Source organism: Qipengyuania sp. NPDC077410 (assembly GCF_044543405.1).
Taxonomy (GTDB): Bacteria; Pseudomonadota; Alphaproteobacteria; order Sphingomonadales; family Sphingomonadaceae; genus Qipengyuania; species Qipengyuania pacifica.
The window spans coordinates 1,145,837-1,159,004 of record NZ_JBITWB010000001.1 but is presented as its reverse complement, the minus strand read 5'-3'; the positions used below and the strand labels follow the sequence as shown (position 1 = coordinate 1,159,004).

The 13,168-nt window shown below is 59.2% G+C and carries 8 protein-coding genes; 6 read left to right on the top strand and 2 right to left on the bottom strand.

The genetic code is table 11. The features are described from left to right. Positions 1–3 precede the first annotated feature (3 nt). The gene (gene trbB, locus ACIGGE_RS05760) at positions 4–984 is read right to left on the bottom strand and encodes a P-type conjugative transfer ATPase TrbB (RefSeq protein ID WP_029140414.1); all 981 of its coding nucleotides are present in this window, start codon (positions 982–984) and stop codon (positions 4–6) included. A gap of 242 nt (positions 985–1,226) precedes the next feature. Here trbB and ACIGGE_RS05755 point away from each other — a divergent pair, with 242 nt between their 5' ends. From ACIGGE_RS05755 to ACIGGE_RS05730, 6 genes are all read left to right on the top strand, one after another. Further along, positions 1,227–2,384: a cysteine desulfurase family protein gene (locus ACIGGE_RS05755; RefSeq protein WP_060703634.1), complete on the top strand. Its 1,158-nt coding sequence runs from the start codon at positions 1,227–1,229 to the stop codon at positions 2,382–2,384. Positions 2,385–2,483: 99 nt separating this feature from the next. After that, the gene (locus ACIGGE_RS05750; RefSeq protein ID WP_010240493.1) at positions 2,484–3,410 is read left to right on the top strand and encodes a DUF4007 family protein; all 927 of its coding nucleotides are present in this window, start codon (positions 2,484–2,486) and stop codon (positions 3,408–3,410) included. Next, a complete protein-coding gene (locus ACIGGE_RS05745; protein ID WP_397489664.1) occupies positions 3,407–6,775 on the top strand; it encodes a hypothetical protein in 3,369 nt (1,122 codons plus the stop codon). Before ACIGGE_RS05750 ends, ACIGGE_RS05745 begins: the two co-directional genes overlap by 4 nt. Continuing rightward, entirely contained in the window at positions 6,772–7,611 is an 840-nt protein-coding gene (locus ACIGGE_RS05740; protein WP_010240132.1) for a phosphoadenosine phosphosulfate reductase family protein, read from the top strand. The genes ACIGGE_RS05745 and ACIGGE_RS05740 overlap by 4 nt, the downstream gene beginning before the upstream one ends. Positions 7,612–7,747: 136 nt before the next feature. Continuing rightward, positions 7,748–10,168, top strand: coding sequence for a sensor histidine kinase (locus ACIGGE_RS05735; protein ID WP_060703636.1), 2,421 nt, complete (start codon positions 7,748–7,750; stop codon positions 10,166–10,168). Continuing rightward, the gene (locus ACIGGE_RS05730) at positions 10,165–12,078 is read left to right on the top strand and encodes a hypothetical protein (RefSeq protein ID WP_060703637.1); all 1,914 of its coding nucleotides are present in this window, start codon (positions 10,165–10,167) and stop codon (positions 12,076–12,078) included. Before ACIGGE_RS05735 ends, ACIGGE_RS05730 begins: the two co-directional genes overlap by 4 nt. 132 nt (positions 12,079–12,210) lie before the next feature. On the opposite strand, the gene ACIGGE_RS05725 is transcribed toward ACIGGE_RS05730, so the two are convergent. After that, positions 12,211–13,134 (bottom strand): HEPN domain-containing protein, encoded by a 924-nt coding sequence (locus ACIGGE_RS05725; protein WP_010240530.1) that lies wholly within the window; start codon positions 13,132–13,134, stop codon positions 12,211–12,213. Positions 13,135–13,168: the final 34 nt, after the last annotated feature.

The window sequence follows — 13,168 nt, the reverse complement described above, 5'->3', positions numbered from 1 at the left end:
GGGTCACGAATGGTCTCCTGTTGTGGATGGAAGGGGTGCGAGGACGTATTCGCCCGCGGCATCGAGTCCGCGCACCTCGGCGAGTTCGGCAAGGCGCCGCCCGGTGCCGTCGCGCACAAGCACGGCGATAATATCGATGGTCTCGGCGATCAGCGCGCGCGGCACGGTGACCACGCTTTCCTGGATAAGCTGTTCGAGCCGCCGCAGTGTGCCAAGCGCCGAGCCGGCGTGAAGCGTGCCGACCCCGCCTGGATGACCGGTGCCCCAGGCTTTCAGCAGATCGAGCGCCTCGGCACCGCGCACCTCTCCGATGGGAATGCGATCGGGCCGCAGGCGCAGCGCCGACCGGACAAGATCGGACAAAGTCGCAACGCCGTCCTTGGTTCGCAGCGATACCAGATTGGGCGCTGCACATTGCAGCTCCAGCGTATCCTCGATGAGGACGACACGGTCGGACGTGGCTGCGACCTCGGCGAGCAACGCATTGGTGAGCGTCGTCTTGCCGGTCGAGGTGCCGCCGACGACCAGAATGTTCTTTCTCGCAGCGACCGCACCGGCAAGCGCTTCGGCCTGCCATTTGCTCATGATCCCGGTCGTCACGTAATCGGCCAGCGAGAACACCGCGATGGCTGGTTTGCGGATGGCGAAGCTCGGGGCGGCAACCACCGGTGGCAGCAGACCTTCGAAGCGCTCGCCGCCTTCCGGCAGTTCGGCGGACACACGCGGTACGCTTGCATGCACCTCGGCGCCGACATGATGGGCGACCAGCCGGATGATCCGCTCGCCATCGGCTGCGCTCATCAGACATTCGCTCGCCGCGAGACCCTCGCCCAACCGGTCCACCCAGAGACGCCCGTCGGGGTTGAGCATGACTTCGATGACATCGGGCTCGTCGAGCCAGCGGGCGATGTCGCCGCCAAGCGCAGTGCGCAGCATGCGCGCGCCGCGCGATGAGACTTCGGATCGAAGGGGGATGACGCTCATGGACTGCCTCGGATGCGGCAACCGACCATCGGCTGCGTTCGCGAGGCAGATCAAAAAGACATTACTTTGCCCTCGGGCAACAGTGATCTGCAATCGGCGTAGAAAGGCGAAGAATAAGAAATAAAAGGCAAGGCCAAATCGGGAGGGCGTCGCCATTCAGGCTCGAACACCGCGCGATCGTGGTTGCTTTGCCAGGCCAGGTTTGGTCTTATCGGTGCACCGATTTCAATGAAGGTTGTTCCTTGCGCAGACCCGGCCCCGCCTATCTCGATTTCATGGCCTCAACTCCGGTCGATCCCTCGGTCATCGATGCGATGACGGACGCGATGAGCCATGACTGGGGCAATCCGCATTCGGATCATGCGCATGGCCTGCAGGCCTCGAAAATTGTCGAACGATCGCGCGAAGCGCTCGCGGCGCTGCTCGGAGCCGGGGAGGACGAAATCCTCTTCACCAGCGGAGCAACCGAGGCGAACAACCTCGCCATCAAAGGTGTTATGAGCTCAGCCGAACGACGCGGAAACCATCTGGTGGTGTCATCGATCGAGCACAAATGCGTGCTGGAGGCCGCCCGTTCGCTCGTGAAAACCGGGATCGAGGTCACCGAAGTCAAACCGGGGGCAGATGGCCGCGTTCGCGCAGAAGCCATCGCGCAGGCCCTGAGGCCCGACACGGCGCTCGTATCGGTCATGCACGCCAACAACGAAACCGGCGTCATTCAACCCGTGCGCGAGATTGCCGAAATCTGTCATCGCCAAGGTGTCCTGTTTCACACAGACGCGGCGCAGACCGTCGGAAAGATCGATGTCGACTTCAACCATACCGGTGCCGATCTGCTGAGTTTCTCCGGTCACAAGTTCTACGGTCCAAAAGGCATCGGCGGCCTTGTCGTGTCGCGCGCCGCGCGGTTACGGCTCGTTCCGCAGCTTGATGGCGGTGGACAGCAGCCTCTCGGACGCAGCGGTACAGTGCCGGTTCCGCTTTGCGCCGGGCTTGCAGCGGCGGCGCGGCTTTACGAGCGCCACGGCCAGTCGGCACGCACACATATTCAATCATTACAAAGACTTTTAGAAGATCGGGTCACCAGGAAGGGATGTCCTTTCACTATCAATCCGCATGCCGAGCGCATCCCGGGTTGCACGAGCCTCAGGGCCGAGGGAGTGAATGCGGAAGACATCCTCTTGCATGCCCGCGGCGAACTATCGGCATCGACAGGCTCAGCCTGCAACTCAGGCAGCATCGAGCCATCTTACGTCCTGTTGGCGCAAGGGCTTTCCTTTGACGAGGCTTCGTCGTCCGTTCGCATCGGGATTGGCCGAACCACTTCCGAGGCCGATATCGACCGTGCCGTCAGTGCGCTCTTGGCCGCGCACGAGAAAGCCTACCGAGCAGCGGCCTGAAGCGTAAATTTCCAAGCAGGGCCCGCATCGAGGTTGCCAACTGGGGGAAATCACCAGTAGGAAAAAGCTATGCTCAGAGGCCCTCTTGGACAAACCGGCGTGAAGACGCGCTTCGCGGGACATGAAACCTTTCCGCTGAGGCGGCTGTGGCTACGCAAGGCTTACGATGCGGTCTGCGAGGATGCGGAGGCTCCGGCCCCAAATACCTTCGACAAGGACGAAGGGATCATCCGGTTCGGAGTCGGCAAGAATATGGTTGCGGCAATCAAGCATTGGGCGCTCACTTGCCGAATCATTGAAGAAGACCCGGAGCGGGGTGTCGGCGCCTTGAAGGCAACGTCCTTCGGCAAGCTCATCTTCGACCGCGATACAGGTCTCGATCCATTCATGGAAAGCCTCGCGACCACATGGCTGCTCCATTGGCAGATCGCCAGCAATTTCGAGCGCGCGACGACATGGTATTATGCGTTCAACCATCTGAATGCACACGGGTTCGACCGCGACGGCATTGCCGAGCCGATCCGGCTGCTGTGTGCCCAACTCGACCGGTCGCGGGCCTCCTCCACAACGATCAAGCGCGACGTGGAATGCTTTGTCAGATCCTATGTCGCCAAGGTCGGCGCGGGCGCGGTTGACGATCAGGTGGAAACCGTACTTGGCGAACTTGGCCTTATGCGCGAAGTGTCATCGCGATCGTTCGCTTTCCGCCATGGGCCCAAGCCCGGCTTGCCCAACGGTATCTTCCTTTTTGCGCTTGCAGATTTCTGGGCAAGGCGTGCACCCGAGCAAGCAACGCTCGCCATCGATACGCTGGTATACGAGCCCGGATCGCCGGGGCGGATCTTCAAGCTAGACGAGGATGCGCTGATCGACCGGCTTGTCGATATCGAAAGGGTCGCCAAGGGCGCCTTTCTGTGGACCGACAGCGCAGGCGTGCGCGCGATTGCAAGGCGGGGAGAAAGCTTGCCCGATCCGGCCTCCTTTATCGCCAGCGCCTATCCGCACACCAAGGCGCTCGCGGCATGACCCAGACCTACCTCGCAGACCATGTTTCGGTCGCGCCGCGCTACCAGCGATCGGTCAGAATCGACGCCGATTTTGGCCAGGCCGACCCCCTGTCCGGTTATGTACTGCAAGGATCGGCGCGCGATGCGTTGACCACCACGCTCCGCCTCGCGACAAACGGCCAGGGCGCGTTCACATGGACGGGCCCTTATGGCGGCGGCAAGTCGAGCCTCGCGCTCGCGCTTGCCTCCTACTCGCTCGGGCGCGGACCTGCCTTCAAAGAAGCGAAACAACTCCTTGGCGATGTGCCCGAAGTAACCGCCGTTTTCGGGCGTGCGCCCAAAGACTGGCTCTGCGTGTCGCTGAGCGGTCGGAGGGGCGATCCGGTGGCCGACCTGCGCGAAGCGCTCGCATCAGCAATCGCTGGCGAGCCGGGCCACGCGCGGACCAAGCGGTCCAAGATGGAAGCTGCTGACGGGCGCGATATCGTCGAGCGGCTGCAGCGCGAGGTTGAAGCGCGTCCCAAGGGCGGAGTGCTCGTCATTGTCGATGAGCTGGGCAAATATCTGGAAGGTGCTGCCGACCACGCCATCGACATCCATTTCTTCCAGGATCTCGCAGAGGCCGCCAATCGCAGCGAGGGAAGGCTTATCGTCGTGGGCGTACTGCACCAGGCTTTCGAGCGCTATGCGGATCGTCTTGGCCAGAGCGTCCAGGACGAATGGCGCAAGATTCAGGGCCGCTTTGCGGATGTCCCGATCATTACGGCGGTCGACGAGGTGATCGAATTGGTCGGGCGTGCCGTCACGACAGAGCGTTCGCACCCTCAGTCGCATCCGATTGCCGCTATTGTTGCCAGCGAGATTGCCGAACGGCGACCAGGTGTGCCCAAGGATCTTGCGGAGAGGCTCGACGATTGCTGGCCTCTCAACCCTGCGGCGGCAGCGCTGCTTGGACCGATCACCCGGCGGCGCTTCAGCCAGAACGAACGCAGCCTGTTCGGTTTTCTTGCCTCAGCGGAACCCAGCGGCTTCACCGAATTTCTTCAGCGCACGACGCTCGCCTCAGGAAAAACCTTCAGACCGGCAGAACTTTGGGATTATCTGCAGGTCAATCTGGAGCCCGCGATCATGGCTTCGCCCGACGGCCATCGCTGGGCACAGGCCGCAGAAGCGATAGCGAGGGCGGGCCGCGACGGCACCCACCTGCGCTTGCAGATCGCGAAGACCGTAGCGGTCATCGATCTGTTCAGCAATGGATCGGGACTGGCAGCCTCGCCCCGGACAATCGCGGCAAGCCTCGGTCATTCCGATGCCGACGTCGAAGATCAGCTTGCCGATCTCGTCAAGATTTCGGCGCTTGTCTACCGTCGTCATCTGGGCGCCTATGCAATCTATGCCGGCAGCGATTTCGACATCGAGGGCGAAATCGAGGCCCGCATCGCCGAACGCGGGCGGCTCGAGATAGCGTCGCTGAACGATCTCGCCTCGCTGCAGCCGATTCTGGCCAAACGGCATTACGCCGAATATGGCACGCCGCGCTGGTTCGACGCACAAATCGGCGAACTGGCGCCGCAAGGGCTTGGTCCGAAAGACGTTCGGGTTAGCGCCGGGGCTGCTGGCAAGTTCCTGCTGCTTCTGCCTGGGATCGACGTCGATCCCGACCAAGCGGAGGCGAGCCTGATCGAAGTCTCGCGCACGGAGCATCGGCACGGTCTGCCCGTAATTGTCGGTCTTGCATCGAACAGTGCGGACATTCGCAAAACAGCGATCGAGCTCGAAGCCGCGCGCGACGTGCGCAACGAAAGCCCCGAACTGGCCGGAGATGCAGCCGCCAGGCGCGAGATCGATGCCCGCATTGCCCATTTGTCCGCGCAGCTGGAAGGTCTCTTGAGAGACGGTTTCGAGCGCGCGCACTGGTTCGACACTGGTAAGCCGCTCGATTTGCAGTCGCTTTCCTATGGCCTGTCGCAAGCAGCAAGCGATATCGCCCGGCGGACTTTCCGGCAGGCTCCGATCGTGCATTCCGAACTCATCAATCGTCGGCGGCCTTCGAGCAATTCCAATGCGGCGTTGCGAGCCCTGTTGCATGCTATCGTAGTGGGCCGCGGCGAGCAGCACTTCGGGATCAAGGGCTATCCGGCCGAGAAGGGCCTAGCGGTTACCGTTCTGGAACGCGCGGGTCTCTATGTCCGGCAAGGCGAGCGGTGGGACTTCGTTCCGCCCAGCGAGACCAGCACCTTCGCCCCTCTCTGGTCGCTGACCGATGACCTGCTCGAAGCCGGCGAGCAGGTTTGTGTTGCCGACATTTACCGGGCGTGGGGCGAGCCGCCTTACGGCGTGCAGCAAGGCGTGATGCCCCTGTTAATCGTGACCTATCTTTTCTCGCGCCGTCACAGCACCGCGGTCTATGCGAAAGAGGCCTTCCAGCCGGCCATATCCGATCTGGTCATGGATCTTCTGCTGCAGGACCCCGAACATATTGCGCTGAGATCGGTTCCGACCGATGCCGCGAATGCGGTCGCGCTGAAGGAGTTTGCCGCCGTCGCGAGCGAATTCGTCGAAGAGGCGCCATCGGAGGAGCCGCTCGATATAGCACAGGCGCTCGTGCAGTTTGCGTACAGCCTTCCCAACTGGTCCCGCAAGGCGCAAGCCACACTCTCCAAGCAAGCGATCGATGTGCGCCGCTTGTTGCTCGATGCGGATGATCCCTACCAGTTCCTCTTCGTCGACATACCCGAAGCGCTCGAGGCTTCAGGCGAAGGCACCGCACGTGCGCTGCGCACGGTCCTCAGCGAACTTGATCACGCTTACCCAGACATGATCGAGGATCTGAAAACCCGGATGCTGGAGGGCCTGAAACATCGCGACGCAGGAAATCTCGCCGAGTTGGTGGAGCGAGCCAAGCGAATAGCGGGGCATGGGGGAGACGACCTCAAGCTTCGAGGCTTCATCACGAGGCTGGCCGAGTTCGATGGGTCGACGGAAAGCATGGCGGAAATTTGCGGTCTCGTGATGGGCAAGCCGGTGACGACGTGGCACGATCTCGAGCCGAGCCGGGCGGCGATGCAACTGTCGGAATACGCCTACCGGTTCCGCCGCGTGGAACTGTTCGGCGACAGCGACCAGCAACCGACCCAGACCGCGGTGATGGTGATGGCGGGTGTCGGGTCGACCGAACGAAGCGTCGTTCGCAGAGCACAGATTGCAACCGAGGCGCAGAAGCGCCTAGGGCCACTTCTCGACGAGATCGGCAAGACGCTCGACGCCGCACAGCTCGAGCCCGATATGGTGCTCGCCGTGATCGCGGAGCTCGCGCAGCGTCATATCGAGGATGACGGCGAGCGCGATGTCACTGTGCCCATCAGCGCGGAGAAGGAAGCGTGACCGGCGAGGCGATGCATGTTCTGGGTCTGTCCGGCGGACGAGACAGCGCTGCCCTCGCGGTCTGGATGCGCGATCACCGTCCGGACATCGATGTGCGGTATTTCTTCACTGACACCGGCAAGGAGCTACCCGAGGTCTACGATTATCTCGGCCGCCTTGAGGGCTTCCTTGGCAAGACCATTGAAATGCTCAACCCTGGTCGGGATTTCGATTTTTGGCTAGCCGAATACGGCCACTTCCTGCCTTCCCCGCGTACCCGCTGGTGCACGCGGCAGCTCAAGATTCAGCCGTTCCAGAAGTGGCTCAAACCGCATCTCGACGCAGGCGTGGAGGTGCATTCCTATGTCGCGATCCGGGCCGACGAGCCGAGCCGCTCGGGAATGATCGCAACCCACCCCAACATGCACGTCCATTTCCCATTGAGGGAGGCCGGCCTCGACAAGGCTTCGGTCATCGGCCTGCTGGAAAACTCCGGGCTTGGCCTACCGGATTACTATCGCTGGCGCTCTCGCAGCGGTTGCACATTCTGCTTTTACCAGCAGAAGATCGAATGGGTGCGGCTGATGCGCGAGCACCCGGACGCCTTCGAGGAAGCCAAGCGTTACGAGAAATCAGCCATCGAGCACGGTTCACCGTTCACCTGGACCCAGAACGAAAGTCTCGAAGAACTGGCGCGGCCGGAGCGGGTTGCCGAGATCGAGCGCAATCATGAAGAGCGCAAGGCACAGGCGCTCGCTCGCAGAATGCCAAATTCGCTGAGAGCACGGATCACCGATAGGACGGTGGAACAGATGCTTGCGGACGAGGACAGCGGCTGTCTCGTCTGTCACAAATGACGAAGCCTACAAATATCGAGGCTCAAGTTTGCAGTCTATGATGTCGACAAATCAACTTTCCTTGGTTCCGGGGGCATGCTTGAGATGCCAAAATTAGAATACTGTCATTTTACCATTTCCGTTCTATGTGCCCGTGATGTTTAAGGTTTCGGCCCGCACCGTTCTTGAGCTCGGCTCAGAGCTCATCAGCTCCGACGCGATCGCATTCTATGAGCTTATCAAGAACGGTGTTGACGCAGGGACGAAGGACGGCGTCACGATCAAATTCAAGGTTGTCCTCGCCCGCAGGGACTATCTCGAGTTGCGCCATACCGTGAACCGCCTGCGAAATATGCCCGACAATGGCAATCATGCGGAAGATGAGTTCGATTTCGAGGAAGCGCTTGCCGAACTGCTCGATGAAACCCGTGCCCGCCTCTTCAGCGATGCAGGCAAGCTTTACGATAGGGCGATCGAATTTCTCGAGGATATCGACGATCTCGACGAATACGATGCTGCGCTAGAAGAGATTGATGTGCTCAACCAGGTAACGGTTTCTGACACCGGGTCGGGCATGTCCTTGGAACAGCTCGAAACCGTGTTTCTGGTTCTCGGAACCAAATCGCGCAAAGAAGAAGTTGACACTGCGTTTGAAGACGGTGTCAGCGAAGCTCCGTATTTGGGCGAGAAAGGCATAGGCCGGCTCTCCGCAATGCGTCTTGGCGACCGGCTGACAGTTCGAACCGCCCGTGAAGAAGACGAGACCTTCAACATCTTGGACATCGATTGGACCGACTTCGAAGATCCGCAAAAGATGATCGAGGATGTCACGATCGAACCGCGCGTGGGCGGAGAGAAGCCGCAACCGGACTACAGCGGGACTGACATTCGCGTCCGCAGGCTAAAGGCCAATTGGGATCGCAACCGTGTTGAACGGCTTGCCGTTGATGATTTTTCGTTGCTTGCCAACCCGATTGGAAAGCCCAAACGCCACCGCATTGCCATTTTCTGGAACGGCGAGCGCATCAATTTTGCCCGGCTTGACAAAAATTTCCTTTCTCATGCCCACGCGACCCTCAAGGGTGAGTATAAGATCCGGGACGGCTCTCCCGAACTCACGCTGCGAATGGAGCTCGTCAATCTTGGGTTCGAGCATCCCGTCGAGCACCAGATCGAGACATTGAAATTCGACGATTTGCTCGCCGCACTGGTCGGCCTGCGTCAAAAACGCAGCCGGGAAAACAAGCGTGATGTAAACGCAGCCGCACTGACTGACGTCGGACCTTTCAATTTCGAACTCTATTGGTTCAATCGCGCAACGCTGCGAAAGGGCCGGAGTACAGGCGATTACCAGGCTTTGCGCAAATTGCTCGACCAATGGATGGGAGTGCGGCTCTATCGCGACGGGTTCAGGGTCTATCCCTATGGTACCGAAGATGATGACTGGCTCGAACTCGATCGCACAGCTCTGCGCGCCAAGGGCTATGCGCTCAATCGGATTCAGTTTGTCGGACAGGTAGATATTGGCCGCTTCAGCAATCCGCATCTAATCGACCAAACCAACCGAGAGGGTTTGCGGCACACCCCAGAAGAAGCGGTTCTCAAAGAGGCGATACAGCTCGCTGTCGACAGGCTACGCGACGAAATGAAGCGCGTCGAAAACGCTTTCAAGAAAAACAAGCCGAGAGTGCCGACGGACCCGACCCGTACGAAAGCCCTCGAACAGCGGATGAAGAAAGCAATTCGCGCGCTCGCCAGATCGGCCGATGAAGACCAGCGAGAGATCGTCGCCGAGTTTGAAGAGATGCGTGAAGAATTTTCCCGGTATGCCGCAGAAGCGCGGGAACGGATTCTCGAGCTCGAGCAGGATACCGATCAGATGGTCGCGATGGCCGGCGTAGGTCTGATGGTCGAGGTCGTTGCCCACGAATTGGCTCGATCCGCCGAGGATGCGCTCGACACGCTAAACAAGCTTCAGCGTAAAAACGTACCGGAAGAGGTACGAAGCAGGTTGGAAAGTCTGCGCGCGTCGATGAAAGCGATAAGCAAGCGGCTTCGTATTCTCGACCCGCTCAGCGTGAGTGGCCGACAACGCAAGGAGGCGTTCGAACTTGACGAGCTTGTCCGCGACCTCCTCAGTGCCCACGAAGCGCAGTTCGACCGACACCATGTCAAACTTGAAACGCATTTCCCCGATCGTCCGGTTGCGCTGAAAGCCGTCAAAGGCATGGTCGCACAGGTTATTGAAAACCTCGTTTCCAATTCTGTCTACTGGATGGATATTGAGCGCGAACGCAAACTGGGCTTCAAGCCGCTGCTCACGATAGCGGTGGAGGACAATCCACCGCGGGTACGGGTAACCGATAATGGGCCCGGTATATCGCCCGAATACGCCGAGCGGGTTTTCGACCTGTTTTTCTCGCTGAAGGACAAGAGCCGACGGCGCGGACTCGGGCTGTTCATTGCCCGCGAAGCAGCGGAGCACAATGGCGGCGCGCTTGTCATCGACACCGAAATTGTAAACCGCGAGGGACGATACACCACGTTCGATTATCGCGTCATCGGGAGCGATGAATGACGGACAAGGAAATCATCGCCGCGGCGGGCATAAAGTCCGCGCTCATTGTCGATGATGGCTATGACCTAGTACCGCGCGCGAGCGAGCTTGCAGATGTAGACTGGGATATCTTTTTCGACGACGCCATTGGCGACGCGCTCGAGCGCTTGGAAGCGGTTTTCCCGGGCTTTGACCCCGATGAGAGAGCCGATCTTCGCGGTGATGACGCCTTCATTCAAGCGCTGTGGGAACACCGTGGAGTTCTTGACGATCTGGTTCGCGACCTGTTCGCCGACTATGTCGCGAAGAGCCTGCGAGACATCAAAGCTCTCGGTGAGATCGAAGAAATACTGACCGATCTCGGGATTGCGTTCACCAAAGCAGGACGCGACTTTGTCAAAGCTGCCGAGCAGGTCGACCTCATCATCATCGACCTTTTTCTTGGTGCCGCCCAGTCGGACGAAGACAGGCAAACGACTGTAGCCGGCCTGAAAAAAGTGATCGACGGCCGTGACGCCCCCCCCGCAGTTGTTCTGATGTCGCAGATCAGCCTCACAGAAGAGGCACCCGGGCTTCGCGACGAGGTCGAGCTCCACGCATCCGGTTTCCGCAGCATCCAGAAAAAGGTAATCAAGAAGGGCGCTCGAATGCGGCGCATCATCGCAACCTTGGCGACGCACCGTGAAGATAGTCTCTTGCTGGCGGAATTCACTAATAAGTGGAAGACCGGCGCATCTGACGCGGTCGAACGTGCGGGACGAGAATTGCGAAGAATCGATATCGACGACCTGCATCATATCAAATCGCTGCTTTTATCAGCCGAAGGACTGCTGCCATCAAGCTATATGGTCAGCGTTCTCGACCGCGTCCTTCAATATGAAATCGAAGCCGACAAGGAAATCCTGTCCGGAGCCGAGGCGCTAGACAAAATAAGCGACAAGCCGGCTCCTTTGACGATCGCTAAGGGAAAGGACAGTTTCCGCCTCATCGAGCGGACGGTCTTCGCTAATCCCGAGCGGCGCAAGCGAGACAATGGCTCGGTCTGGCCACTCACATTTGGTGACATTCTCATGTCCCGGCTCCAGGGATCGGTCAGCAAGGCCAGCATTTTCAAAGGCGACCCAAACAGGGTGTTTTTCGTTGCCTCGCCGGAATGTGATCTGCTGCGTGGCAAAAACCTCCACGCAGCACTGCTTATCGGAGGTACCCTAGAACCGCTCGCTATGACGGAGCCACTTTTTGGCGAAGACAAGACGACGCCAATCATCACACGCGGGAAGAAGCGTTATCAGATCAGATGGGACTTCGGATTTCCAGCTACAATTACGCTTCAACGCGCGAAAAATCACTTGGCGTCGGACGGGTCTGCAAAGATTGCGGAAACTTTAAGGGACGTTAGCGCCCTCAATCTGCGGCAACAATATCTCGATCACATCGGACGCGTGGGAATGATGGCCCTGCCTCCTCGTACTTTCAACATAACCGTGCAATGCGCCTATCCGACAAAAAATGGCGACCTCGTAGTAATCAAGATCGGTAGCAAATCCGATCTGACAGGTGTGATGCATATCGATCAGCGCACGAAGACCGCACGCATCGCCTTCGACCAGACGCAGGAAGACGATTTTGCCGATGCGATCTTGGGTATCGACCTCGGTGATGTCGCCACCAATAGTCGATCCGAAATAGAGGCGCTCCAGCAGCAAACCCAGCTTCAGCAGTTGTTCCGCACAGGCTTCCAGAATCTAAAATATCCACTTAAACCCAGCCAAGCGGCCCAACTAATCGCTCCTTCCAGAAGCGTGGGCAACGATGCGAGCCAGAAAAATAAGCCGATTGGCAAGCTATTTGATGGCGAGAGCTCGCATCCTTCGGCCAGTGTGCTGCAGAATTCTGGTTTCGCTTTCACACTACTTTCCGAGCACGACTAGGCCTCTTTTAGAACTTAGCCCTGTGATGAGCGTCTCTCCTCGCGATCGAAAACAATATTCAGCTAGGTCCGAAGTAGGCGCGCAACGCAGACATCTGCTACAGTGCGATCGGACCCGACAGGCGAGCATCGATTAGGGGTTTATTTCATTACTGAGCTTTTTGAGACCGTCTGAGCATATCTCGTGCACGACCCGGCCAAGCTCCTCAACCTGCTCTCCGAGCCATTCGAGCTCTTCGCTGGTGATGCGGTAATGCTTTGAGTATCTAGCCTTGACGTACGCTTCCTTCAGCTTCTCAAAGCGCGCACGATCGCGGCGCGTGTCGCGCGGCCAGACATAGGTCAGGCGTGGGTCGATTCGCTCCGCCTGGGTGCGGAGAAAACCCAGATTATGTACATGCGGTGTATAGAACGTGCAGACCAACAGCACGCAATGGTATAGAAATTCGGCCGATTGATGCATGTCGAATGCTGCAGGTTTTAGGAATCCTCGCTCCCGGCCCACCTTTGATAGCTCATACCGTTGCATCGCTGTCGGGAACCACTCGTCGAAATACTCCTGCGCCATTGCCAGCGCCTCACCGGCAGTCTTGGGCTTCGGCGTGTGGAGCTCGGTGTCGTCGGATTGGTAAAGCGCGATCCCGTCCTTCGCGACATCCATGAAGAAATAGCGTCCGTGCGCGAGACCGTCGTTCACCTCCTGCAGCGTATGGACGATGAAATTGACCGGCGTCTTGAGCGATTTGGTCACGCCGTACTCGCGCATCAGCCGGTCATCGAGCTTCGACCAGTACTTGACCCGGTCGACCAGCCGCTTGTCGTTGACGATGATGAGCAGATCGTAGTCCGACTGGTAGCCCTTGGCCGTATGCGGCTCGTCGACCCAGGTGCCGCGGGCATAGCTGCCGTAGAGAATGACCTTGAGAATGCGACCGGCCTTCTTCCACTCGTGCTTCGCCAGCGCAAAGGCATCATCGAATTCTTCGAAGATCAGCTGCACCACGCGCTCAAGTTCCCGTTGCTTTTGCGGAGGCAGATGATCGAGTTCGGTGCGCATTACTGGACCTTTAGCAAGCACTTGGAATGGTTGC

Bases quoted from the DNA above. Each gene is read 5' to 3' on its own strand.
- trbB (WP_029140414.1), bottom strand. From the start codon at position 984: ATGAGCGTCATCCCCCTTCGATCCGAAGTCTCATCGCGCGGCGCGCGC.
- ACIGGE_RS05745 (WP_397489664.1), top strand. From the start codon at position 3,407: ATGACCCAGACCTACCTCGCAGACCATGTTTCGGTCGCGCCGCGCTAC.
- ACIGGE_RS05735 (WP_060703636.1), top strand. From the start codon at position 7,748: ATGTTTAAGGTTTCGGCCCGCACCGTTCTTGAGCTCGGCTCAGAGCTC.
- ACIGGE_RS05730 (WP_060703637.1), top strand. From the start codon at position 10,165: ATGACGGACAAGGAAATCATCGCCGCGGCGGGCATAAAGTCCGCGCTC.
- ACIGGE_RS05725 (WP_010240530.1), bottom strand. From the start codon at position 13,134: ATGCGCACCGAACTCGATCATCTGCCTCCGCAAAAGCAACGGGAACTT.